Below are 24,549 nucleotides of genomic sequence, written 5' to 3' on the forward strand. Positions count from 1 at the left end.
GTTATTTGAGAAAGCGGGTAACGATCCAGTAGGTGATGCCGGACGTAGCGGCGTTCAGGAAGGTGCCCCACATCAGATCAATGATTGTAATGTTGAGGGGCCAGTCTTTGATAGTTGCCAGATTGGTCAGATCGTAGGTGGCATAGGTAATGAGTCCGAAAAAGCCTCCGGCAGCTACAGCGTACCAGAAACTGCTTTTGGCCAGAGCCGGATCAATGACAAAGAATACCAGGCCGGCGATGAACAGGAGATAGAAGATGATGGCGGCAGTCCAGTTGACCTGAGGGGCCATCAGATGTCCCAGGTAGTTCTTATACAGGTTTTTTGAGATGACACCCAGCCAGAAAATGTCTACGACAAAGAACACGACCACAGTAATCAGGTAGATTTTAATTTTATCCATAATATCAGCTCCCGCTTTTGATAATTGGGGTGAAAACATGAGAGATTACTTTCTATGTATTCATTAGTACCATCATAAGATGAAACCGGGTTACCCGTAAGAGGTAATTCATGTCGAAACCAAGAAGAAATCATGAAATTTTAGGTAAAGCTGCACCAAACAGCCTGGGAACTGGTTCTTAGGGGAATCATGGCGTGATATTCATTGAAAGGATAGGTCGTATTGAAGTGGAAAATACCACGTTTTGAAATAAAAAAAAGATTTTAAAAAGAATTAAATAGTGATAATAAGCCTAGCAGGCTTACTTCAGGTGGATGGTTCTATCTAAAGCGTATTTCGATCTCGTGTTAAATCCCGCAGTTTGTTAAGGAAGGGGCTTACTGACGATAAGGATTGATATATAAAAAATACTCTTGCGAAAGACTGTTTCTTTCAAAAGTCTGCTTCTTACACTTTTAGCTGCAATTCGGAATCTTTCGAAAGTCAGCTTCTTTCGATGTGCTGTGAACCGTTTATATGGTATGATGTGGAAGGGAATGAGGTTCTCCCAAGGAACGCCGTAAGCGGTGTGCCTGAACTGCCTGGTGCTGATGACTTCTGCGATGTACGCAGAAAGTGTCGGCTTTTTTTATTGCTTTTATTCTGAATTTTTAATCGCTGCAGGAGGGAGCTATGTTCACCAGTTTATCCATTATTTTCTTGTTGGGTCTGTCTTTGGGGAAATGTTTCAAGCTTCTTAAAATGCCCAGTCTGCTGGGCATGCTGATTACCGGCATGATTTTAGGGCCCTATGCCCTGAATCTGCTGGATCCATCGATCCTGGCTGTTTCGGCGGATCTGCGTCAGCTGGCCCTGATTGTCATTCTGACTCGAGCCGGCCTGGCGCTGGATCTGAAGGACCTGAGAAAAGTTGGGCGGCCGGCTCTGCTGATGTGCTTTGTCCCGGCTACCTTCGAAATTTTGGGTGTCATTCTGCTGGGTCCGCCTCTTCTTGGACTGTCCCTGCTGGACAGTGCAATCCTGGGAACTGTTCTTGGCGCGGTCTCGCCGGCCGTCATCGTTCCCCGCATGCTGAAGCTCATGGGGCAGGGGTACGGCAAGGAGCATTCAATCCCGCAGCTGATTCTGGCGGGAGCGTCGGTGGATGATGTCTATGTAATTGTTCTGTTCACCGCCTTTACCTCCCTCGCCAAAGGCGGCAGCATTTCAGCCGTTCAATTTCTGGAAATTCCGGTTTCCATTCTTCTCGGGATTCTGGCCGGAATCGTGATTGGTCTGGCCTTGATCTGGTTTTTCAAAAAATACCACATGCGCGACACCGTCAAGATTCTGATTATTATCAGCCTCTCCGCCCTGCTCCTGGAGTTCCAGAACTTCCTCGCCGGAACGATCCCGTTCTCGGGCCTGCTGGCCATCATGAGCATTGGCATTACCATTTATCAGAGATATCAAATCCTTGCTGAGCGCCTCTCCAACAAATACAACAAGATCTGGGTCGGAGCGGAAATCCTGCTGTTTGTTCTGGTGGGAGCTACGGTAGATCTCAACTATGCCCTGGCAGCCGGTGTCATGTCACTGGTCATCGTAGCAGCCGGTCTTCTCTTCCGGGTGATGGGAGTTTTCTTCAGCCTGTCTGGAACGAAGCTGTCCGCAAATGAACGCATTTTCGCCATGATGGCTTATACTCCGAAAGCTACCGTTCAGGCTGCCATTGGCGGCATCCCACTGGCCATGGGGTTAGCCAGCGGCAATCAGATCCTCACCGTTGCGGTGCTGTCCATCCTCCTGACCGCACCTCTGGGAGCGCTGCTCATCGATCATTTTTTTCCGAAACTGCTGGAGAGGGCTTGATGGGATCACCTGACCACTCCAGACGAAATATTGGCAGAGTCTCAAGTTGATCGACTGCATCCCCTTCACAGATCATTGAAGCCACACCCCTGTTGTCTAGTGACCACACCACATAATTCATGACCCCGATATCAAAAAGACAGTCGCCTGGCATCCAACTCGATGCCGGGCGACTGTCTTGATCCCGCGGTCTGCAGTACCTGCAGGGTGCGGAGTTATTTCAATGAAATGTCTACTTGAAAATTCCGAAGGGCTTGCCAACCGGAAGAACCTGTTTGCCGAAGTGCGTATTGAGGACGGCAGCAGCTGATCCGTAGAAGGAGAGCAGGGCGATGGCCAGCTCAGACCAGGCGGCAAGTCCATGGGAAAAATCGTGGGCAATTCCGAACGAGGTCAGAGTCAGTCCGATGAATAAGAAATCGATCAATACGAAAATCGCGAACAGTACTTTGTGAGTTTCCATGGCACCTATAGTCATGAAGAAGGTGAAGATGAAATATCCCAGGAAAGCAACTCCGAGCTGTTTCGGATCTGCGGCTGCCTTTAAGGCATCTCCGAATACACCAGCCTGGATCAGCCAGGTGGCTGCTACGCCAAGCCAGAAAAAGCCATATCCACCGAATGCTGTGGTACCAAACGTATTGTTGTGTTTGGAATCCAAAACGCTGGCGTAAAGCTGAGCACAGGCTCCAAGGAAGATGGCCCATGGGATGACTAATGAGGTTCCGCTGGTCCAGCCCAATTTCTGGGACGAGGCTACCAGGGTGACCATGGCCAGGCCGAATAAACCAATCGCTGAAGGGTCTGCGACGACGACTTTGACTTTTTGCATGTTGTTTTCCATAATTCCTCCGAATAATCTAATAGTCCTTGAGGCCGGATTTTGGGCACTCCTATCTAGTATATTTTTTAACAACACCAGTGTCAATATGACAAAACAAATAATTTTTTGTTTCATTTTTGTAAACGGAACCAACTGGTCAGATCAACAGAGAAGGTTGGATTTCCATCCGACTTTCTGAAATGAGGAACTTGGAATAATGGGAAAAGCGGGGAAAAATCCCCGCTCGATGGATGTCAATTATCGTTTTCCGGCTTTCACAGTCTGTTTGACTGCCGGAACAGTCTGTTCTGCCTTAACCAAAGTCAGAATTGTCCAGCCCATGCCCAAGGCAAGGATGATGTGGCCCGCTCCGGCAAGACCGGAGATGGCAGCTTGTGGAACGGTACCGTAGTATCCGCCGACGACTTCCAGGATGCCATGGAAGACCATCATGATGACGGAGAAGAGCAGACCGCCGGTCCAGGTGTAGATGGGCAGGCGAAGCGCCGGGGTCAGGCTTTCCCGACCACGAACGAGCAGGTAAATCATGAAGAAGCTGAGGAAACCAAGAACCAGGGTGTGGACATGGAGCTTGCCCAGGAAAGTTGCTCCGCTATAATTGTAGAATTTCGTGAATTCCCGGAAGAATACTCCACCGGCCAGACCCATGACCAGGCTCACAAAAGAGATTTCAAAAATGCTCTGCAGGGTGAATTCCTTCTTGTAGTTCTTGAAGCCCACAATAACCAGAAGCAGATATGCGACGGTTTTCGGAATCATGAGAGCTCCGACGATGGGGACAAACCGGGCAAACAGCACAACCGGCAGATAGAACAGGAAGCTGAAGAAGACCAGCGATGCCATGTGCTTCAATCCCTTTGTACTGCGTTCAGCCCATGCCCAGAGAATCAGCGCGATTCCAAGGATGGCGAAGGGGATGTTGCGCAGGATGGCAAAGGTGTAGTTCCCTTCAGCCAGTCCCCAGCCGTTCTGGGGCAGCAGGGTGAAGAGGATGCGCAGCACGACCATGCTGTAAACCAGGAGGTCTTTCGACCGAGTGTCTTTTCCGGTCAGATGCTTATAGTAGAAATAGAACAGCAGATAGAAGATGGTCATCGTAATGGAAGTGACAAACTCACCCCAGGACAGTGCGGCTGCGTGAGCTTCAAAGCCGCCGCGGCTTAAGTGGGAAATGACTCGGGGGATCAGGTGGAAGGCGTCGCCGCTTCCCAGAAGGACACCCATCAGGCCAAACAGCCGGGCTCCCCTGTCATTGACCAGCAGCAGGCGGATACCCAGGGATACTACCAGGATCAGGTACGTTAAATCAAACATTGTCTCGAATAATGCCATGTGTTTTCTCCTTAATTTTTACAGATTGCTTTTTATGCCATGCTCCATCAGTTGGACCTGGCTGTCATAATGCTTCAGGAATGTCTCGCTGTCCCAATTCTCGGCAAACAGGCGTCGGATCAGGGCGTGAATGACCGCCTTGATAAATTCTCTGATCTCCTTGAGGTCATCATTGCCATCCCGCATGAAGTCAGATTCCATAACCAGGCGTTTCTCTTCGTGATTCACTGCCTGGTAGTGCCGCCACTGCTGTTCCAGATCGGAAGTCCAGTACAGGAAGCGGTTGCGGTACAACGCGTGTTTCTCGGATTTGAACAGTTCTCTGGCCAGGGCTTTGCCGTAGTCCGGGAATGTTTTAAACAGGTCTCCCCGATGCTCTCGTAGTAGGTCCAGTAACAGTTCATGAACCTCAATGGTCTCCTGGTCCAAAATATAAAAATAGCTTTCTTCCAGATTCTCAAAGTATGTGTAGAAGCTGCCTCGGGCGATTCCCAGGTCATTCACGATATCTTTGACACTGGCCTCTGAGATCGGATGCTTTTCAAATTCTTTCTTGATGACATCCAGTACCAGCTCCCGTTTCTTCGGGGGCAAATTGAAGAATGTATCTTTTGGCATTGTATCCTCCCTTCGTCGATTTCTAAATCGATCCGTCCTCAGAAGAAAAATGACACCGTGTCATTTCAAGGTTATTCTAATTCAGGAATGACACCGTGTCAACGTGGTTTTATACGATTTAATTTTTCTTTAATAATTCCGTTTGATTCAGGCTTCACCTCAGAATGAACTGGAAGCAGGCGTCAGACTGGATCCTGGCAGTATCAAGCTTTGCCTGCGTCACGGAAAAAATAAACTCTGTCACAAGATTTTTGCTTCATGTTCAACGACAGATTCGAACAGTGGTACAATGATTACGTCTTGAAAGTGGGACAGAGGTTTCAACTGAAAGTTTCTGCAAACGGAAAGGAAAAAGAATCATTTTTACAGTGATAGAAGGACAAAGGAGTATAGATGAGTTCATTTTTATTTTTAGCCAGTGATGAAGCGCTGACAATCGTCGAAAATCCATATATTAAGAAGCTGTCGCTTCATGAAGCCCTCGCTCTGGATATGGAGCTCCCTGATTTTCTTTTGGAAAATCAGGAAATAGACCCTAATGAACCCATTATCCAGATCTGTGAATCGGATGAGTTGCTCGGTGAACTGGAAATCGCCCCGGCATTGGACTGTGAGGATCTGGTCCGACCTTATACCGGACGGAAGCTGATCTATGGAGTGAGTCTGCAGTACACGCAAGCAAGGGGTGGAGCTCTCCTTGATTATTTACAAACCGAACTGGAGCGCGTCCCGGTGATTGAACTGTACAGTATCTGGCTGGGGGACGATCAATCACCGGCATGCCGGGAAGTTTTTTCCCAGAACCTGAGCGAACACCACCTGCGCTTTCTGGATCAAACCCAGGGTTTTCAAGGATCCAGAGGATTGATTCTCCATGCTCGTCCCAGAGAATAATCCAGAACAATACCGGAAAGTGCCGGAAGAAACCGGAACTTAAGGGAATATACCGGAACTTAACGGAACATAATTGTTACTGCTATTGTTCCTTGTCCAGAAGTTGATGGTATTTCTTGTCCGGGAATTGCTGGAAAGAATGGCAAGTTGAGAGAAATTTCAACTTGCCATTTTGTTTAGCTCAGTTCCCCATTGATGACCAGTTTGACCATGTGGTCGTCAATGATTCGCTTTCCACTTTGGTAACCAAAAATCAGGGTGCTGGTACACACTTGGTTGACTAGCCTGGCGGATCCACCGGAGTATCGATAGATTGCCTCAGTAGCCTCATCTGAGAAGAGCTCATGGTCGATCCCGGCATATTCCAGGTGGCGTTTCATGTATCCCTTCACCTGTGAGTGGTCCATCAATTGCATTTTGCACTGGATGTCGATCCGTTGCCGGATCGCCGTATAGGACTGCATCTGGAGCTTCTCCCATAGCTCGACCTGGCCCACCAGTACCAGTGCCATGGGACTGACGGCATCCATCCGGAAGTTGAGGAGAAAACGTACCTCTTCAAGCATTTCTCGATCCAGCAGATGCGCCTCATCGACAACGACCACCGGACGCTTATTGTGGAGTCCTTTCATCAGCTCGATCTCTTTATGCAGCTGGCGTTTGGCATCCCCTCGATAGAATCTTGATTCGGCCCCCAGCTGATCCAGCATCCCTTTGTAGAAATTTCTCGGCGTCATTTTCGAGTCTGCCAGATAGATCAGGGTATATCTGCTGTCATCCAGTTGATCGCGGAATCGGCGAATGGTGGTCGTCTTACCAGTGCCGCACTCTCCGGTGAGTACACAGAAGAGTTGCCGTTCGGCGACATAGGATAATCTGCTCAGAGACTCCTCCAGCGTATTGGAGGGGAATAGTTCCGTCGTCGGCAGATCCCGACAGAATGGAGTTTTCTTGAAGCCATAAAACTCTTCAAACATCACTGCCACCCCCTTTTCTTATGTCTTTGAAAGAGATGGCCGTAGACTGCTGTTTGTCTTTTCGCTTCTGATTCTGCTTTTGGGCACCATCGAGTAACCGGGAAGAGGTTGGCTTGACTGGAGTCAGGAACTCCGGCAGCTGAGGCTTGGGCGCCACCCGCTCCCCAATGACCAGCTTTCTCACCACAAAGGGTTTGTCATCCTGATACTCAATGCTCAATTCCTCGGTGTTACTGGGGTCATAGACCACTTCCACGCTGCGAGCCACATAGGGTAGCCCAACTTCATACTTCGCGCCGCCAAAGCTGATGCAGCCACTCTTATCGACTTTTCTGGTCTCAGCGTGCAAAAAGGCGTTGGCGACCTTCTCCGCTGGCAGATATTTCAAGGGCCTGGGATCCAGATTATACGCCTGATGCGGGGTCGTTCCATTGAGTGCGGTATGCGGTTTGTTCTGGTAGCATTCTTCCAACCAGATCCAGAACCGCTCATTCATAACCTCGAGGGATCGTTCCGAGTTATCGAATTTATACTCATCGAGAAACCGATCGATATTCTGATTGAATTTTTCTATTTTTCCGGTGCCTTCCGGAGAGTAGGGCTTTGCGAAGATCAGCCGGATGCCAAGCTTTGCGCAGGCTCTGGACATCCACTTATTTTTAAACTGGCGGCCGTTATCGAAGTATGCCTGCTCTGGAATTCCCCACTTGAGGATGGCTTTGCGGAAGCAATCCTCAACGATGCTCTGCTCCAGGTTCGAGTAGAACTGGGCATGGAGGATCATCCGGGTAGCGTCGTCCAAAAACGCCACCAGATAGACCTGCTGCGGCTTGTTTCCAGGACCGATCGGCAGGTAACAGCCATACTTGATATCCGAATGCCACAGTTTGTTGCGGGTGCGTTTTTGAAATCGGCGGGTAGCTACCCCGCCAGCGGCATAGATGGCCATATGCTTCCCGCTGTAGCCCTTCTCCTGCAATTTCTCCTGCAGGCTGCTTCGCTTGATCGAGCCAGCTTCGGTGAGGCCTTCCCATTCCATGATTCGAATGATCTCAGCCACACTTCTGGACGGGATCTCTTTGCGCAGCCGCACGGCTTCGTCCAACACCAGCGCCGGGATGGCTCTTGAATCCTGCGATACCCTCGCCTGCGGTATCAGTCCGGAAAATCCCTTCTGCTGATAACTATTCAGATATCGCCGTAAGGTCCGCTCGGAAATCCCAGCCTCGCGGCAGATCTGCTCCTTAAGCACCCGGATCTGCCCCTTGTCCAAGTCATGGGAAAGAAGGGGCGCCAGTAGAATCGCCCGTTGCGTCGCTATTTCCTGTGCTTTTTCCTTGTCCTTCATGTCATGCCTCCATTCAATTTCGAGTGATGACATGATTTTAGAGGACTCCTCGGTGGACACCTATGCCAACTGGGTATGTGGCCATCGGTGATTGTTGACTAAAATCCGGACAACCTTTTTCAGCCAGCCCGCAGGCTCGCCTACAAAGAAGAAAATCCTCTCGAGTATGGACTGAGGCAGATCGGAAAAGTCGACCCCATAGTCCTGAGTGACTGTAGCATATGTACTGAGCAGAGCACCGACTAAAGCGTGGGCTCTGGAGTTGAACCAGGCTCGGACCCGCCGAATGGTCGAATTCTCAACGGGCACCGCTTCATGTTGACCGGTGATGATCTGCTCCAGGATCGTTGTGGTCTGCCGCTTATAGGGAGTTAAGAGATCCGGAAGTTCGTGATGGATCTTCCCGCAACCGGGGTTGGTACAGCGCAGGCGACGAAGCACCAGGATCATGACATCCCCATTCTCGTTGATCACTGATCTCCTGCGGGAGCCAATGACCTTAAGCGACTGATGACAGATGGGACATATGCTTTTCTCCATACTCCGAACAAAAAACACCCTGATCGGGATTCCATTCTAAAATGTATTTTGATATACTGATCATGCTAATAACTTAGTAAGGATCCTCCCTGATGACTCGGCGCGAACCATAGAGTCAGGGAGGATCTCTTTTTGTCCTCCAAAATATATTTATGGACATTATATCCGTCTATTTACGGACAGGCAAGGCTGGCTACTATAGGACGATTGGTTCCGGCATAAACACATAATAGTCAAAGTCCATCAAGGACACGTTGACCAGAGCAGTCAGGTGGTTATCACCTGGCTTTTTTGCTGTTGCTGGTTCCTCAGATGCGGCTGCTTTTCTGAACAAAATGAGACAACAATGGGAATAGTCTATGACCTTTGAATCAAACGGAGGAACGCAACTTATACTGAAAGGGTAGTGATTCGATCGATCAGGAGCGTGAAGGAATGGATTTCAGCGATGTAGTGGTCAGGCAAAAGCGAAAGCGGCAGATTCTGTTTCGTAAGGAAAGCCCTTGTCTTCACAATTTGATGAATTTAATCCGCAGCTCAGATCATCGGGCCCTGGTACTCTGGGCCTTGGAGTGTGCCGAGGAAACATTATGTGAAGTCGAGGAGAGACTGCCTGGGGAGTTAAGACCCAGGATATGTCTTGAACAATGTGATGCCTGGTCTCAGGGACTGATCAAAATGCCTCAGGCAAAACGTGCCATATTGGCATGCCATGCGGTTGCCGGGACAACGGATCCGATCACCGGAGCCTTGTGCCACGCCATCGGACATGCAGGAGCCACAGTCCACACAGGAGGCCATGCCATCGGACTGCCCATGTATGAATTGACAGCTCTGGCGCTGAATCACCAGGGCTCAGGCTATGAGTCGGAAGCGGAACGTAAGATCCAATGGTATGAAGAGCGGCTGCGGTACTGGCAGTCTCATTGGAAAGAAGCCGGAAGACCCTGGGCGGCATTTTTAGAAAAACCAGACCCGGAACCCTCAGGCACTGAAAGCCTCATCGAGCCAAAATCAAAGCAACCTTAATAGGATGCAGGAGGAATTAACAATGAACCAAAGCGAGTTAAATATACCGATCCGTGATCAGGAGCTGTTGAAAATCCTTGAAGAGCGGTTTGAACAGAATTTACGGCGCCACCCCGAAATGAAATGGGATGAAATCGCCCGGCGTCTGGAACACAATCCGGAAGCTTTGCAGACCCTTCATCAGATGGAAGAGACGGGGGGAGAGCCGGATGTAGTATGGACTGAAGGGGAATCCATCGTATTTGCCGACTGCTCCCCGGAGACTCCTTCCGGACGGCGCAATCTCTGCTATGATGAACCAGCCCGAAAGGCCCGAAAGAAAAATGCCCCGGAAGCCAGCGCCATGGGCGTGGCCGGGACGATGGGCCTTGCTCTGCTGACGGAAGCAGAGTACCGCCGGCTGCAGGAGACAGGACCCTTTGATCAGAAGACCTCAAGCTGGCTTCTGACCCCGGAATCAATTCGAAGCCTGGGGGGAGCACTGTTCGGCGATTATCGCTACGGCACCGTGTTTATTTACCACAACGGCGCGGATTCCTACTACGGAGTTCGAGGGTTCCGGGGACTGCTGAAAGTTTAATGAAATCACGAGAAAAAGCTGGAGCTGTCTTGCCGGACGCTCCGGCTTTTTTTCATCGATGGCAGCAAAAGATTTTCGCTATGGGTTTGTGTGAGCTGAATGTTAATTGCAAGTTATTTCTTGGCAGGTCATATTGATAACTTTCGATATGCAGGATATACTGTAACTGGATATCGATACTTGTCGATATGATGCAGATCGAACGTAGTCAGTTTCGAAACTCAGACTTCTGGGCGTGGAGCTGCCAAGAAATGAAAGCCTGACCGGACAGTACCGATCTGTCTGAGGAAGGTACAGATGAAAGGAGTACCCCATGAACTATACTACAGCGGAATATGTACCGATCATGAAGGCTCTGTCTGATGAGACCAGACTTCGAATCATCGACATGCTGTCGTGCGGCACCCTGTGTGCCTGTGACATATTGGAAGAATTCAGCATCTCACAGTCGACGCTGAGCTATCATATGCGAATTCTTACCGAAAGCGGCTTGATTCAGGCTCAGAAAGACGGAGCCTGGATGAGATACTCACTCAATCAGACAAAAGCCGAGGAGCTGATTCAGTTCCTGAACCGTATTACCCATGATAAGGAAGACTGTATCTGCAAAAGCAGATCACACCCTCAGAACAAATGCTGCTAAGCCCTTATGAATCCAATGACTAACTTGCAGGCAGGAATTTTGATAGCGATGAATCCCAATTTCTTTATCATTGCGGCAGTCAGCATGTTTATGTTTATGAAAGAAAGATAAAAATGAGAAAAGAAATAATATGAAAGAAGGAAGAGAAATGAAAGAGTCGGGAGAAGGCAAACTTCTCATTGAAACCAAAGAACCGGTGTCAGGTTGCTGCGGGGGCAGCCGATGTGACTGTTCAGACACGAGTTTAAAGAAGCAGGTGCTGATTGAATTTCTCTATTTGGATTTGTCTCAATGTGATCGGTGTCAGGGGACGGATGCCAATCTGGATGAAGCCATCGCCCAGGTTCGTCCGGTGCTCGCCGCGGCGGGTTTTGACCTGAAGGTCGAGAAAATCAATGTGAATACGAAAGAACTTGCCATCAAGCATCAATTTCTGAGTTCCCCCACGATTCGGGTGAATGGACAGGACATTGATTTCGTGGTCAGGGAATCGGACTGCAGGGAATGCGGGGATTTGTGCGGGGATCAGGTAAGCTGCCGCGTCTATGATTATGAAGGAACGGAACATAATGAACCGCCCAGGAGCATGATCATCGAAGCAATCCTGAAGCAGATCTTTGGGGGTGCCAGAATCATGGAACATCAGACGGAATATGTTCTGCCTGAGAACCTTGCCAGATTTTATGAGCGGATGGAGGAACTTCGGGGAGTATAAGAATCAGGCGGCCAGCAATAGAACTGGACACACTTCTGAGCGAAACCTGGAATCATAGGGATCAATCTTCCTTTCCAACGAGGCAGGAGCTGATCGTCAAAGGGCGTTACAAATCTTTATTCGAAAAGGCTGCCTTTTGATCATATGGAACATATATGAAACGAACTTATCAAATGAACTTATCAAATGAACTTATCAGATGAACTCATCAGATGAACTTATCAGATGAACTTATTAGTCGAGCTTTTTAAAACTAAGAAACGAATCAACTTCAACGAGGTGCACAATGAATAAACAAAAAACAGACGGTATCAGCTTTTTCGAACGCTATCTGTCGGTCTGGGTCATACTCTGTATGGTGACAGGAATTCTGATCGGACAGTTTCTTCCTGCCATCCCGCGACTGCTGAATCAATTTGAATATGCCAAGGTATCCATGCCCATTGCCATTCTGATCTGGCTTATGATTTATCCCATGATGCTGAAGGTCGATTTTCACAGTGTTCGCAATGTGGGGAGAAATCCCAAGGGGCTTTATGTCACCTGGATTACGAACTGGCTGATCAAGCCCTTTACGATGTTCGCCATCGCATGGCTGTTTTTCAATGTCATTTTTAAGCCCTTCATTTCACCAGACTTGGCGAAAAACTATCTAGCTGGTGCGATCCTGCTGGGGGCTGCACCCTGTACGGCCATGGTTTTCGTCTGGAGCCACCTGACAAAGGGTAATCCCGCTTACACAGTTGTTCAGGTCGCCACCAATGATCTGATTATTCTCTTCGCTTTTACTCCCATTGTGGCTTTTCTGCTGGGTGTGAGCGGAGTTCCGATTCCCTGGGATACGCTGATCCTCTCGGTTGTTCTGTTCGTTGTGATTCCACTGACAGCGGGGGCACTGACCCGGCATTTCGTCGTTAAAAACAAAGGACAGGAGTATTTTGAACGTTCGTTTGTTCCGAAATTCAACAATGTCACGATCATTGGACTGCTCCTGACACTGATCATCATCTTTTCCTTCCAGGGCGAAGTAATTCTGAAAAATCCGCTGCATATCGTCCTGATTGCAATTCCGCTGACCATTCAGACGTTCCTGATCTTCTTCATTGCCTACATTGCGAGCCGGATTCTGAAGTTGCCCCATGACATCGCAGCCCCGGCCGGAATGATCGGTGCGTCAAACTTCTTTGAACTGGCCGTTGCTGTTGCGATCTCCCTCTTTGGTACACAGAGTCCAGCAGCTTTGGCTACGATTGTCGGAGTTCTGACGGAGGTCCCGGTCATGCTTATTCTGGTCAAAATCGCCAACAATACAAAACACTGGTTTCCGATTCAGTCATCCCAAGGAGAAATGATTCATGAGCAATAAAACGAAAGTTGCATTCATCTGTGTTCACAACTCCTGCCGCAGCCAGATCGCGGAAGCGCTGGGCAAACAGTACGGCAGTGAGGTTTTTGAAAGCTATTCCGGCGGTACGGAGACAAAGCCTCAGATCAATCAGGATGCCGTTCGCCTGATGAAACAGGAGTATGGCATTGATATGGAAGCGACGCAGCATTCGAAGCTGATTGACGATCTGCCGGAGATTGATGTGGTTATCACCATGGGCTGCAATGTTCAGTGTCCCTTCCTGCCCAGCCGCCACCGGGAAGACTGGGGGCTGGAAGATCCCTCCGGGAAAAGCGACGAAGAATTCTTACAGGTGATATCCGTGATAGATGCTAAAGTGCAGGAGCTGGTTACAAGGCTGAAGCACGGGCTGTAGTTAGAGACTGGAGACAGGTGCACAATTTCTGAATCGACCTCATTTTCTGCTGAACCCCGGAAGATTATTTCACACTTTCGATGCTCAACGATAAAGATCAAAGTCCTTCCCACCGGCTGAATGCCAGTGGGAAGGACTTTTCCCTTTGCTGTACATCTCCGGCAAGCATTCACCAGTCAGAGTTCTTCGTTCAGCATACTTGGAGTTGGATCATCAATGTTCTGGAAGCGCCCAGACGATAATGGATGTGGCTGATGGAGCTTCACAATTAAGTTACTTTTATCCGATTCGGGAAATCTTTCTTATATCATGCGAGAGTGGGATAATCAAGCTAAAGAAGGAAGATGAGCAAGGGTCAGCATAATCGCGGAGGTGAGCCAAATGGATCGAATTTTGGAATGGCTTCTGGAAGGAGATGTCAGCGTTCAGTATCTGACAAGGAAATATTTGCTCCGGCAGCCGCAATCCGGCCTGACAGAGTTGCGTCAGCGAATTGCCGCAGAAGGCTTCGGCCGGCGATTTCTTCAAGTTCGGCAGCCCAATGGACACTGGGGGTATGAATTCTACAGCCCGAAGTGGATCAGTTCTCACTACACTCTGCTGGATCTGCGGTATCTGGAAATCGAACCGGTGGAAGAAATCGGCGAAACCTTACGGCTGATCCTGCGGGATCACAAAGGACCTGACGGCAGTCTGTATGAATCCAGGATGCCTCGCAGGGGAGATGTCTGTGTCAATGGCATGTTCCTGAATTATGCCGCGTTTTTCGGTGTGCCAGAGGATTCCCTGAGATCGGTGGTGGATTTTTTGATGAGTTGCGTCATGCCAGACGGAGGGTTCAACTGTGATTTCTTGAAGCCTGGCGTTCATCACAGTTCCATGCATACCACCTTGTCGGTTCTGGAGGGCTTGTGGGAATTTCGGAAGCAGGGGTATGCCTATCGATCGGAGGAACTGACCGAGTGCATGGCTGGGGCGGAAGAGTTCTTGCTGATCCATCATCTGTTCCGCTCCGACAAGACCGGTGAGATCATCAATCCAGCCTGGCTGAGGCTGTCTTTCCCGGTGCGCTGGAAATACGACATCCTCAGAGCTTTGGTCTATTTTGCAGATCGCGGAATCTTGGCAGACCCCAGACTGGTGGAGCCGGTGAAGGTTCTGCGGCAAAAACAAAGAAAAGACGGAACTTGGCCAGTTCAGGCAAAACATTCCGGACTGGTTCATTTTGATATGGAGAAGACGGGAGAACCCAGCCGGTTCAATACCTTGCGGGCTCTGCGGGTCCTCAATTCCCTGCCGGAGGGCGGGAATCAGAGTGGTATGTCTCTGAATTAGTGAATCGGTATGAAACGGATGATTCCTTAGAATTGTCAATGCTGTATGTTGACCGTTGTAAGGATCCGATCGTTCTGAAAAGGAGGAAGCACCTATGGAATCAAAAGAGTTTAGCTATTGGAGTATCCCAGCGGATGATGCGATAAAAGGGCTGTCGTCATCGATCAACGGACTGAGCTCCCAGGAAGCCAGCCGGCGATTGAAAGAAATGGGTGAGAATGTGTTGGCTTCCAAGAAGAAGACTTCGGAGCTGCTGATTTTCCTGAATCAGTTTAAAACACCCATTGTTCTGATTTTAGTGGTGGCCACCATCATTTCCGCATTGAGCGGTGAATGGCTGGATGCGTTTATTATCTTTCTGATTGTTCTGTCCAGTTCCCTGATCAGCTACTTTCAGGAGCGTCGGGCCAGTACAGCTCTTGAAAAATTACGCGAAACGGTTCAGGTGACGACTCAGGTTCTGCGAGATGGCAGCTGGATTCCGGTTCCCTCCCGTCTCCTGGTTGCCGGGGATGTCGTCCGGATTAGCACAGGAAGCCTGATTCCGGCCGACGGACTGATTCTGGAAGCCATGGACCTGCAAGTGAATCAGGCAATTCTGACAGGGGAGTCTCTCCCCATTTCGAAGCAGCCTGGCAGCCTGGGAGAAGAGACTGCTCTGAAAGACCGAGCCAACTGCGTGTACATGGGAACCAATGTCCATAATGGCAGCGCCACGGTTCTCCTGACAAAGACCGGATCTTCCACCGCTTTCGGTGAAATTGCCAAAAAACTGACCCTGCGACCTCCTGAAACCGAATTTGAACGAGGCATCCGGACATTTGGCGGGTTTCTGACGCAGATTATGCTGGTGCTGGTTCTCATTGTGTTTGCTATCAATGTACTGCTCCTGAAGCCGCCCATCGACTCGCTGCTGTTTTCAGTGGCCCTGGCCGTTGGCATCTCTCCGGAACTGCTGCCGGCCATCATCAGTCTGACGCTGTCCCAGGGCTCGCATGTCATGGCAAAGGAAGGCGTCATTGTCAAACGGCTGAACGCCATCGAGAATTTCGGTTCCATGGACATTCTCTGCACCGATAAAACCGGCACTCTGACAGAAGGCGTGATCCGAATCGATGGTGGCTACGACCTTTCCGGCCATCCCTCGGACGAGGTGTATCGCATGGCTTATTTGAATGCGTTCTTCCAGGCGGGGATGGCAAATTCCCTGGACGACGCGATTGTAAAGAGCCGACCGCCCGAAATGACCGGGGTAACAAAAATCGACGAAATCCCCTTTGATTTTGACCGGGAGCGGCTGAGCGTCATCGTCAAAGATGGCGGCCAGAATTTACTGCTCACAAAAGGCGCCATTCAGAGCGTGCTGTCGATTTCCACGCATGTTCTTGATGGCCAGGAAGCGGTAAAGCTGGACGAAGGTCATCTGCAACGGATCCAGGAACAATATGCTGAATGGAGTCGTCAGGGGATTCGCGTCCTGGCTGTTGCCTGCCGGGTTGTTCCGCAGCAGGCCGATTATGGGATTCCGGATGAAACGGACATGATATTCGCCGGTTTCCTGCTGATGTATGACCATCCCAAGGAAGATGTTGCCCAGACGATTCGTGATTTATCGGTTCACGGGATCAGCCTGTGCCTGATTACAGGGGACAACAAACTAATCGCCGTTCATACCGCGGAAAGCGTCGGACTGACTGTCACGGGCGTTCTGACCGGGGGAGAGCTGCGCAGCCTCAGTGATGAATCCTTCTGGCATCGGGTAGATCAAATCAATATTTTTTGTGAGGTCGATCCCAATCAGAAAGAACGAATTATTTTAGCACTGAAGAAAAAGTCCCATGTGGTGGGATTCCTGGGAGATGGAATTAATGACGTGCCCGCTCTTCACGCAGCGGATGTCAGTATCTCTGTGAACAATGCGGCAGATATCGCGAAAGAAACGGCAGATCTGGTCCTGCTCGAACATAAGCTCGAGGTTCTGGATCGCGGCGTCATTCTGGGCCGGACTACTTTCCACAATACGCTTAAATACATTCAGATCACTACCAGCGCAAATTTTGGCAACATGGTCAGCATGGCCGGATTGTCACTGTTCCTGCCATTTTTACCTCTTCTGCCCAAACAGATCCTTCTGCTCAATTTCCTGTCCGATATTCCGGCCATTGCCATTGCACAGGACTATGTGGATCAGGACAGCCTGAAATCCCCTCAACGCTGGAACATTCACTTTATCCGGAACTTCATGTTCCTGTTCGGGTTGATCAGCAGTGTGTTTGACTACATTACCTTCGGCGTCTTGCTGCTGATCATCAAGGCCAATGAAGCACTGTTTCAGAGCAGCTGGTTTACGGTCTCGGTGCTGACCGAACTGCTTATTCTGATGGTCATGCGCACCCGCCGAACCTTCTACAAGAGCCGGCCAGCGCCGATTATGATCTTCGCTTCCCTGGCAGTTGGTGTGTTCACGCTGGTAGTGCCTTATCTCCCGTTTGCATCGGCACTGGGCATCACACCGGTTCCTCCGTACCTTCTGCTGGCTCTGCTGTTCATCACATTCTGCTATCTGGTGGCAACAGAATTCGGGAAACGCTGGTTTTACCGGAAGTGACCATTGCGTGACTGAACGCAGCTCAGGCGGTTCGTACAGTCACCTGCTCATTCAGCAGTTCAAGGATTGTTCAGGGATTGTTGAGAATAATGGGGAAGACTTTTTGCTATACTGAACCTACAAGCGAACAGGAGGAAGAAATATGAATATTGAACGGCTGGATCGGATTTGCATCGCGGTGCCGAACCTGGAAGAGGGGAAGCAGCGTTTTGGGAAACTGCTGGGAATCCGCTTTGAGTTCTCAGGCGAGGTGACTATGCCGGACGGGAAAATCGTCCATATGGCGTTGTCCAATCAAGGCATTGAGCTGCTGGAAGTCCCGGATCGAGAAGTGCACGTGCGCAGCTTCCACTTCAAGGTTAATGACCTGGAGGAGGCGGTACAGCAGGTCAGGGACCGAAACGTCGATGTGCTGGGAGAATTCCGGGTGGGAGATATGAAAGAAGCCATCCTTGATCTGATGGGATTGAGGGCTCTTCTCATTGAATACCCAGGAACAGATCCTGCCCTGGCAGCCAAAGGCGAGGCGAAAGTCTGAGTTTGAACTCTCTGGACAGAGAACGGACTGGCAAAATAACAATCAGAAAAAATTGAAGACACCAAAACAAAAGATAACATAGGAAAAGGAGATCAGAATGGATTTTATTTACGAACAGAAAACGGATAAAACATTCGAACAGGCAGTCAAGGATCTGACCGCCAATTTGGCCGCTCATTCCTTCGGGGTTTTGTGGCAGCTTAATTTCAAGGATAAGCTGCAGGAAAAGGGGCTGGAATTTGACCATAATTTTATGGTGCTGGAAGTGTGCAATCCGGCCCAGGCAAAGAAAGTGCTGGATCAGAAACTTGAAATGGGCTATATGCTGCCCTGTAAGATGGCGATCTATGAGAAGGACGGAGTGGTGCGGCTCGGCATGATGAAGCCGCAGGCCCTGGTTCAGCTGATGGGCGAGACCGATCTGGGAGAAACAGCCCTTGAGGTTGAAATGACGCTCAGGAAGGCCATTGACGATTCCATTCATTAAATAATTTGGTCTATAAAGAATGAGCTGAAACAATCTGCCGTGATTTAAAATGACCAACCGGAAACTCCAGCAGCAGATTAAGGCAATTGACCCTGACCAGCGATTTCGGAATGAGAACCCAGAATCCCTCGGGGAAAGAGTTTGATTGAAACGAAGAACGGCCGGACATCCTTCATGTGGTGTTCGGCCGTTCTTAATTTCCCGATGAGAGTGCTACAGGAAAAGTTCATTAGAAGGGAGTCTGCAGCAGCGGTCAACCTGACTGAACAGTTGCTTGAGCGTTAGTGTAAAGTTACTGTAGGTCGAAAATGAAAGAGAATAAGCCCAAGTGCTAGAATGTTAGTAACAACCAAAAACAAACTACACGAAAGGACTTATTCTCATGCCTATCTTAACAGATTTCAACTCAATGTTCACCACTCTCAGACAAAGTTTTGATTCAAGAATGGCAAGCGGTACTCTCACCATGGATCAAGTGGTACAGGAGACTCACGAGCTGACGGATCGGATTGCCCGTGAGCAGATCCAGGATTATGTTCAGGTACTCGATGAGCGCCTGAGGAACTCACAGTTACGGAAAAAAGACTACACCATCGAACGGCGCTATCAAACAAAAACCATCGCTACTACAGCCGGACCTGTGGTCTTTGGCCGGACGTACTTTCGGAATAAAAAGACCAATCACCATGTGTGTCTGGTGGATCGTCTTCTGGGCCTTGAGCCCCATCAGAGAATCAGCCGGGAACTAGCCTCGTGTCTTCTCTCCAGTGCTAAAGATATTTCTTACCAGGGGACGGTGGAGCGCTATGCAAGCAGCGGAATTACCAGCCGCACTACGGTAATGAATCTGGTCCATCGACTGGGGAACATTGAGTCTTCTGAGGGACCCCTGCCTCAGAAAAAAGTGGCATCTCGGATCTATATTGAGGCCGATGAGGATCATGTAGCTATGCAGGACGGTTCCAATCAGCAGATGCGGCTGATCTACGTCCATGAGGGGCAGCAGAGTGTCGGGAAGAGACGCAAGGCCTTAATGGGTGTACGTCGATTTGCAGGCTTCTACAAGGGCAACTCGGATGAACTGTGGTACGAAGTGTTCGATTACCTGAACTCGGCTTATGAAGTGGATAAGATCGAGGAAATCTCCTTATCAGGGGATGGGGCGTCCTGGATCAAGATGGGTGCCCAGATTCTGCCTCGATGCAAGCTCTATCTGGATAAGTTCCACCTGGAAAAGGCCCTGCGCCAGGCGGCAACGCCGATTGATTCCTACAAAGGGACAAAGGATGAATATTACTGGTACCTCAAAGACGCCATCAGCATGGACTCCCTTGAGGACATCAACACATTCTTCGAATCAGCAGCGGGATTGCCGCTTAAAAAGACCCAGGAAAAGAAGTTAGGCGAGATGCAAACCTATCTTGTGTCCAACTGGGAATCGATCCAGAACGCGGCCAAGTCGGGCTATCAGGGCTGCAGTGCGGAAGGGCATGTCAGTCATGTGCTTTCCTCACGGTTATCTTCACGCCCGATGGGGTGGAGCACAGTAGGTGCTGAGAATATAGCGCGCATGCGAGTTTTCGTCCTCAATGGCGGGGATCTCATGGGCTACTTCGCTGCCAAAGAGAAAGAAAAGAAGAAGGAAGCCCGACTTTTGAGGCTGGAAAAACGGATCGTGAAGAAGAGCCGGGTCTACCCGGTAAAACAAGGTTCAATCAGCTATGCAACGCCTCATTTTGGGTGGTATAAATCGTAAAACCCGGGCTACTTGGAATCCGCACGGCAGGCTTATTCAGTTTTTGAACCGAAAGTAAGTTGACACTATCGCTTGAGCCGGGGTGATTGAAGATGTCCTGTAATAGTTGTAAAATTAAATCAAAGAAAAAGTGCGACATTATTCGCAAGTGACTTCATCGTATGGGCAGAAATGACATTGGTTTTTTCAGAAGGTTTCCTCAAACGTATTTTCACAAATATACATAAAGAGGTGAATGTCATGAACCGTACTCAAAAGTTCCTGGCGCTGTTTTACGGCGTCGCCACCGGCCTGATCCTGCTGTCTCACACAGTTTACGGAAAAGGCGACCCCAGTCTTTATCTTACCTTTGGGGTTCGAACAACCATGGTCCTGGCAGCCTGGTTGTTAACGACCCGTCTCAGGGAGAGGTACTTGCTGCGATTAGCGTTTCTCTTCACTCTGGTGTCTGATTACTTTTTTATTCTGGCCCAGGTGTTTGATGAAAGTATGCCAAATCGCCAGCTCTATGGCATGCTGGGATTCATCCTTTCTTATCTTTTCCTGATTCTGGCCTTCAGCCGGCAAATGAAATTCGGGCACAGAGAGCTGATGACTTTCCTTCCCTTTGGCCTGATCTTTCTCTATCTTTTCATGAATCTGCAGAAATTCGCCACCGGGTTCATGCTGCAGGCCGGCATCGGAATCGGAGTGATTCTTAGTTTGGCCGGAATGACTATGGTTTCGACACTCTATCGCGGCCTTTATACCAGGCGGGCCGCCTGGATGATTGCCCTGGCAGGGTTCCTCATGTTCTTCAGTGACCTGTTGGTAGCTTATTCCATTTATGATCCAGCCTTTGCAAATTTCATGCTGTGGAAAGAAAACCTGATCTGGGGAACCTACGTGCCGGCCTGGACCTTGCTGCTGTTGCTGATGGCAGAGGACCGGCCCTATCTGGAAGTACAGAACCACGGCAGACAAATACTGACAGCCAGACTTTAGGATGGATTTTATGAGCCGATCAGTGATTTTCGCTGTCCTTGGTGCTGTGCTGTTTCTGGTTCTCGGCGCTGTGGCGGGACTGGTCATCGGAGCTGTCATTGGAGGGAACTTCTTTACAGAATTTCGAATGTTCGGTGTCCAGGGCTACGAAGCGACCGGAGATCTGGGAGCGATCCTCGGGGGATTGCTGGGATTGATTCTGGGTGCCAGACTGGGAAGCCGGATCGGACGTCCCCGAACATTCTGACACGCTGGTGATTGGATGGATCCTGCCGCTGAGGATCCGTCCTTCCGGGCTGAAGAGTAACCGAACAAAATAGGAAGTCCTGCATTTAGAGAATCCAGTATTAAGAGAAGTCCTGAAGTGCGCAATGATCCCATCATTAAGAGATCTGCCATAACGGGACTTCTCACTGCATCTGACGTTCTTTATGACCGATTCATTGAGAAAACTGAAGCTTAAGAAGATCCCGGTTGGTTCAGAAAGCGACAGCTGCCAGAGCGTCGGGGGAAGAGTAGGGTCCATAAAAATTTGGAACTGATGAAATCAGAGAAGGAGATCATGATGAAACTTGGATCGTTTTCGGTAAGTTTAAATGTGGCAAATCTGGAAGCATCTCGGGATTTCTACCAAAAATTAGGGTTTGAGGTCTTGATGGGAGAGCCTTCCATGAACTGGCTCATCCTGAAAAAAGAGGACGTTGTCCTTGGTCTGTTTAAAGGAATGCTGAGTGCCAACGGGCTGACGTTTAATCCAGGCTGGGATTCCAATGCTCAGCCCCTGGCGGGAGCCGCGGATGTCCGTCAGATTCAGCAAGAATTAAAGCGTCAGGGAATTTCATTCATCAGAGAAGCGGATGAATCCGGAGCTGGTCCGGACTGGTTCATGATTGCGGATCCCGATGGCAATCAGATTCTGTTCGATCAGCATCTCTGATCGAGTCACTGAATCGATTCCTTGTTCTGGTTGATTGGGGGAGGCGGCAACAGGGATGTCACCAAACGTTTTGGAATGTTGATCATTAATCCTGGGTGATCAAAGTCCTTAACCGGTGAGTTGGAGGAAAAAGCCTCTGAGACCAACCTTTTGGGATTGAGATTCCAGGCCGTCGATTCGGCCATGAGATCAGGATTCTGCTGAACTTGCCTGAATGATCATGGAGGAATTTCAGGGAGCAATTACTGTTCTGTTGTTATTACAGTACACTCTCTGTCTATTTTTATACAATATAAATTTAATTATTTAATCATACTCATTTGCTGATTCCGGCATTATGAGTATGATTTCTTTGTTTCATCGAAATATATACTAAGGAAGTACAAATCGATTGGTTAACAGAGGATGTCACAATGAGAGTTCTAAGAAATAGCTGGAATAATTCTTAAATCATAAAAAAGAGACGAAGGAAGTAAAGAAGTTGTAAAGAATAAAGTGTTTTTTTAATGATTTCAAATAAACAACTTGTTATTTTTAATAAGCTTGTTTTATTAAAGCGGTAACAAAAGTTACGATTGACAAAACTATTTAATAACAAAAACAAAGTTATAATGTAACAATGTCAAAACAAGAATTATAATTTAAAAATAAAGTTTGTAATAACTGTAATACTTTCGTAATATGTTTTTAGAGATTAAAAATTACAAACAGGTAACAGTACACATTGAGGTAAGAATTTTCGGAGGAAACTATGAAGAAACGAAACTCACAACTGAAGGTCCTGGCAGCTGCCCTTGTAGCCGCCGCCACGCTTCTGGCCCCGCTTACCGGTGCGATCGCTGAAGCCACCACCCTCAAGGCTAAGTCGAATGTTAACGTGAGAGCGTCAAGCAGCAGCACATCAGAGAAAGTCGGGTACGTTACGGCAGGTTCGATCCATCAATATCTGGGAACTGAGAACGGCTGGTACAAAATCGATCTGAACGGACTGGTTGGGTATACCTATCGGGATTACTGGCAGGCCAATACGCTGACGGCGCGTTCCAATGTCAACGTGAGAAAATCGGCCAACAATCAAGCTGAAAAAGTGTTCTATGCTCAGGCTGGAACCGAAGCTCTGGTTCTCGGCAGGAGCGCATCTTGGCTCTATCTTGAAATCAATGGAACCAGAGGATATTCCTATAAGTCTTACTGGGATCTTTCCGATGTCCTGTTCTACAGCCTGCCGGTTGTAACCGGCGATGCTGGTGGAACGATCACTCCCGTTGATCCTGCTCCGGCTCCGCTCCCGCCCGCTCCGACCAATCCGGAGAATATTGCAGCGGGAGATCAGTACAAAGTGTTTACATCAATTTCCGGGTATCTGACAGCCGCCGACGCGCAGGCCGGAACGAATTCCACTCGCAAAGTGGCTCCTGGAACATACGTTGTCTACAAGGTCTTCAGCGGCATGTACAATGTGTCCACCACCAACGGAGTGCCTGGTTCCTGGGTAAATCCCGAAACGAATGTGGCCCAGCTTCCGCCCACTGAACCCTCGCCCCCGACCGATCCAGGAACAGAGCCAACTGAGCCCAGGCCGATTGAAGCAGGTGACCAGTATAAAGTCCTTGCACCTTTGGCCGGATACTACACAGCAGCCGAAGCCGCCGAAGGCGGAACACCGCTCACCGTATTGCCAGCCGGTACGTATTATATTTACAAGATTTTCAGCGGTATGTATAATCTGTCAGCCACTCAGGGAACACCCGGTGCCTGGATTAATCCTGCCATGAATAATGGCACTGCCACTCCGACTCCTGACCCTTCACCGGATAACAACGAACTGGGCGACCGTGTCGTGGCAATCGCCAAGACTCTGATCGGCGCGCCGTACGTTTACGCCGGCGAATCCTGGGAAGAAGGCGGATTCGACTGTTCCGGACTGACCTACTATTCCTACAACAAAGTTGGGATTCGGATCCCCCGTACCGCTTCCACTCAGTGGGCCGGCATCGCGAACAAAGTATCCGTTCCGCGGCCTGGGGATATCATAGCCTTTGAAAAAGACGGAAAAGTCTACCATGTGGGAATCTACATCGGAAACAACCAGATGATCCATTCCCCGAAACCAGGCGACTACGTGAAAATCGTCGACCTGACCTGGTACTACAAGAATAATCTGGTCAAGGGATTCCTTCGGCCGACACCATAACCCTGTCAAGAGAGAACGACCGGTTCCTGGGAACAGCCCCGGCCGTTCTCTTTCTTTTTTTGCTGACAACTGGTTCCTTCTGGTCAACTTCAATTCCGGAGCCTTTACCGCCGCGCTGAGTAATAATTTCTGCTAAAGGTCTCGTCGGGCTCAGCCATTCCCCGAGAATCAAT

Annotated in this window: 24 protein-coding genes and 1 riboswitch; of the genes, 17 read left to right on the forward strand and 7 right to left on the reverse strand. The window is 49.3% G+C overall.

Annotated elements, in window-relative coordinates; genetic code table 11:
* Position 1: 1 nt before the first annotated feature.
* Positions 2 to 403, reverse strand: a complete 402-nt coding sequence (locus tag NQU17_01695) for a DUF2177 family protein (protein ID UUM12294.1) — start codon at positions 401 to 403, stop codon at positions 2 to 4.
* Between the two features lie 523 nt (positions 404 to 926).
* Positions 927 to 1,010: riboswitch (Fluoride riboswitch) on the forward strand.
* A gap of 65 nt (positions 1,011 to 1,075) precedes the next feature.
* Here NQU17_01695 and NQU17_01700 point away from each other — a divergent pair.
* Positions 1,076 to 2,254 carry a cation:proton antiporter gene (locus NQU17_01700; GenBank protein UUM12295.1) on the forward strand — a complete coding sequence of 393 codons (1,179 nt, stop codon included), beginning with the start codon at positions 1,076 to 1,078 and terminating at the stop codon, positions 2,252 to 2,254.
* 232 nt (positions 2,255 to 2,486) lie between these two features.
* On the opposite strand, the gene NQU17_01705 is transcribed toward NQU17_01700, so the two are convergent.
* From NQU17_01705 to NQU17_01715, 3 genes are all read right to left on the reverse strand, one after another.
* Complete coding sequence (locus NQU17_01705; GenBank protein ID UUM12296.1) at positions 2,487 to 3,098, reverse strand: acetate uptake transporter; 612 nt, start codon at positions 3,096 to 3,098, stop codon at positions 2,487 to 2,489.
* A 237-nt stretch (positions 3,099 to 3,335) separates the two neighbouring features.
* Complete coding sequence (locus tag NQU17_01710) at positions 3,336 to 4,430, reverse strand: DUF2871 domain-containing protein (GenBank protein ID UUM12297.1); 1,095 nt, start codon at positions 4,428 to 4,430, stop codon at positions 3,336 to 3,338.
* Between the two features lie 18 nt (positions 4,431 to 4,448).
* The gene (locus NQU17_01715) at positions 4,449 to 5,048 is read right to left on the reverse strand and encodes a TetR family transcriptional regulator (protein ID UUM12298.1); all 600 of its coding nucleotides are present in this window, start codon (positions 5,046 to 5,048) and stop codon (positions 4,449 to 4,451) included.
* 393 nt (positions 5,049 to 5,441) lie between these two features.
* Between NQU17_01715 and NQU17_01720 the strand changes: the two genes are divergently transcribed.
* Positions 5,442 to 5,942: a hypothetical protein gene (locus NQU17_01720; GenBank protein UUM12299.1), complete on the forward strand. Its 501-nt coding sequence runs from the start codon at positions 5,442 to 5,444 to the stop codon at positions 5,940 to 5,942.
* Between the two features lie 176 nt (positions 5,943 to 6,118).
* Here the strand turns inward: NQU17_01720 and NQU17_01725 are convergent, their stop codons facing one another.
* From NQU17_01725 to NQU17_01735, 3 genes are read right to left on the reverse strand one after another with little or no spacing between them, the layout of a single operon-like run.
* Positions 6,119 to 6,919 (reverse strand): AAA family ATPase, encoded by an 801-nt coding sequence (locus NQU17_01725; GenBank protein ID UUM12300.1) that lies wholly within the window; start codon positions 6,917 to 6,919, stop codon positions 6,119 to 6,121.
* On the reverse strand, positions 6,912 to 8,300 hold the full coding sequence (locus tag NQU17_01730; protein UUM12301.1) for a DDE-type integrase/transposase/recombinase: 1,389 nt from the start codon (positions 8,298 to 8,300) through the stop codon (positions 6,912 to 6,914). The genes NQU17_01725 and NQU17_01730 overlap by 8 nt, the downstream gene beginning before the upstream one ends.
* Before the next feature lie 27 nt (positions 8,301 to 8,327).
* The gene (locus NQU17_01735) at positions 8,328 to 8,807 is read right to left on the reverse strand and encodes a DUF6431 domain-containing protein (GenBank protein ID UUM12302.1); all 480 of its coding nucleotides are present in this window, start codon (positions 8,805 to 8,807) and stop codon (positions 8,328 to 8,330) included.
* Between the two features lie 678 nt (positions 8,808 to 9,485).
* Between NQU17_01735 and NQU17_01740 the strand changes: the two genes are divergently transcribed.
* The 15 genes from NQU17_01740 to NQU17_01810 all read left to right on the forward strand — a co-directional run bounded on the left by NQU17_01740 (position 9,486) and on the right by NQU17_01810 (position 24,376).
* Positions 9,486 to 9,836: a hypothetical protein gene (locus tag NQU17_01740; GenBank protein ID UUM12303.1), complete on the forward strand. Its 351-nt coding sequence runs from the start codon at positions 9,486 to 9,488 to the stop codon at positions 9,834 to 9,836.
* Between the two features lie 22 nt (positions 9,837 to 9,858).
* A complete protein-coding gene (locus NQU17_01745; protein UUM12304.1) occupies positions 9,859 to 10,416 on the forward strand; it encodes a DUF4256 domain-containing protein in 558 nt (185 codons plus the stop codon).
* Positions 10,417 to 10,729: 313 nt separating this feature from the next.
* Positions 10,730 to 11,059 carry a metalloregulator ArsR/SmtB family transcription factor gene (locus NQU17_01750; protein UUM12305.1) on the forward strand — a complete coding sequence of 110 codons (330 nt, stop codon included), beginning with the start codon at positions 10,730 to 10,732 and terminating at the stop codon, positions 11,057 to 11,059.
* Positions 11,060 to 11,255: 196 nt separating this feature from the next.
* Entirely contained in the window at positions 11,256 to 11,774 is a 519-nt protein-coding gene (locus tag NQU17_01755) for a DUF2703 domain-containing protein (protein UUM13445.1), read from the forward strand.
* 286 nt (positions 11,775 to 12,060) lie between these two features.
* Positions 12,061 to 13,140 (forward strand): ACR3 family arsenite efflux transporter, encoded by a 1,080-nt coding sequence (arsB, locus tag NQU17_01760; protein ID UUM12306.1) that lies wholly within the window; start codon positions 12,061 to 12,063, stop codon positions 13,138 to 13,140.
* Positions 13,130 to 13,537: an arsenate reductase ArsC gene (locus NQU17_01765; protein ID UUM12307.1), complete on the forward strand. Its 408-nt coding sequence runs from the start codon at positions 13,130 to 13,132 to the stop codon at positions 13,535 to 13,537. Before arsB ends, NQU17_01765 begins: the two co-directional genes overlap by 11 nt.
* Before the next feature lie 381 nt (positions 13,538 to 13,918).
* On the forward strand, positions 13,919 to 14,872 hold the full coding sequence (locus NQU17_01770; protein ID UUM12308.1) for a hypothetical protein: 954 nt from the start codon (positions 13,919 to 13,921) through the stop codon (positions 14,870 to 14,872).
* Between the two features lie 94 nt (positions 14,873 to 14,966).
* Positions 14,967 to 17,480, forward strand: a complete 2,514-nt coding sequence (gene mgtA / locus NQU17_01775; GenBank protein ID UUM12309.1) for a magnesium-translocating P-type ATPase — start codon at positions 14,967 to 14,969, stop codon at positions 17,478 to 17,480.
* 142 nt (positions 17,481 to 17,622) lie between these two features.
* Positions 17,623 to 18,018 carry a hypothetical protein gene (locus NQU17_01780; protein ID UUM12310.1) on the forward strand — a complete coding sequence of 132 codons (396 nt, stop codon included), beginning with the start codon at positions 17,623 to 17,625 and terminating at the stop codon, positions 18,016 to 18,018.
* 97 nt (positions 18,019 to 18,115) lie between these two features.
* Positions 18,116 to 18,505 carry a DUF302 domain-containing protein gene (locus NQU17_01785; protein ID UUM12311.1) on the forward strand — a complete coding sequence of 130 codons (390 nt, stop codon included), beginning with the start codon at positions 18,116 to 18,118 and terminating at the stop codon, positions 18,503 to 18,505.
* A gap of 382 nt (positions 18,506 to 18,887) precedes the next feature.
* The gene (locus tag NQU17_01790) at positions 18,888 to 20,261 is read left to right on the forward strand and encodes an ISLre2 family transposase (GenBank protein ID UUM12312.1); all 1,374 of its coding nucleotides are present in this window, start codon (positions 18,888 to 18,890) and stop codon (positions 20,259 to 20,261) included.
* A 240-nt stretch (positions 20,262 to 20,501) separates the two neighbouring features.
* The gene (locus NQU17_01795) at positions 20,502 to 21,245 is read left to right on the forward strand and encodes a hypothetical protein (protein ID UUM12313.1); all 744 of its coding nucleotides are present in this window, start codon (positions 20,502 to 20,504) and stop codon (positions 21,243 to 21,245) included.
* A gap of 10 nt (positions 21,246 to 21,255) precedes the next feature.
* Positions 21,256 to 21,492, forward strand: coding sequence for a hypothetical protein (locus tag NQU17_01800; protein UUM12314.1), 237 nt, complete (start codon positions 21,256 to 21,258; stop codon positions 21,490 to 21,492).
* Positions 21,493 to 21,915: 423 nt separating this feature from the next.
* Complete coding sequence (locus tag NQU17_01805; GenBank protein UUM12315.1) at positions 21,916 to 22,182, forward strand: VOC family protein; 267 nt, start codon at positions 21,916 to 21,918, stop codon at positions 22,180 to 22,182.
* 751 nt (positions 22,183 to 22,933) lie between these two features.
* Complete coding sequence (locus tag NQU17_01810; GenBank protein ID UUM12316.1) at positions 22,934 to 24,376, forward strand: NlpC/P60 family protein; 1,443 nt, start codon at positions 22,934 to 22,936, stop codon at positions 24,374 to 24,376.
* The last annotated feature ends 173 nt before the right edge of the window (positions 24,377 to 24,549 follow it).

The organism is Clostridiaceae bacterium HFYG-1003 (assembly GCA_024579835.1).
In the GTDB taxonomy this organism is placed as follows: Bacteria; Bacillota; Clostridia; order Clostridiales; family Clostridiaceae; genus JG1575.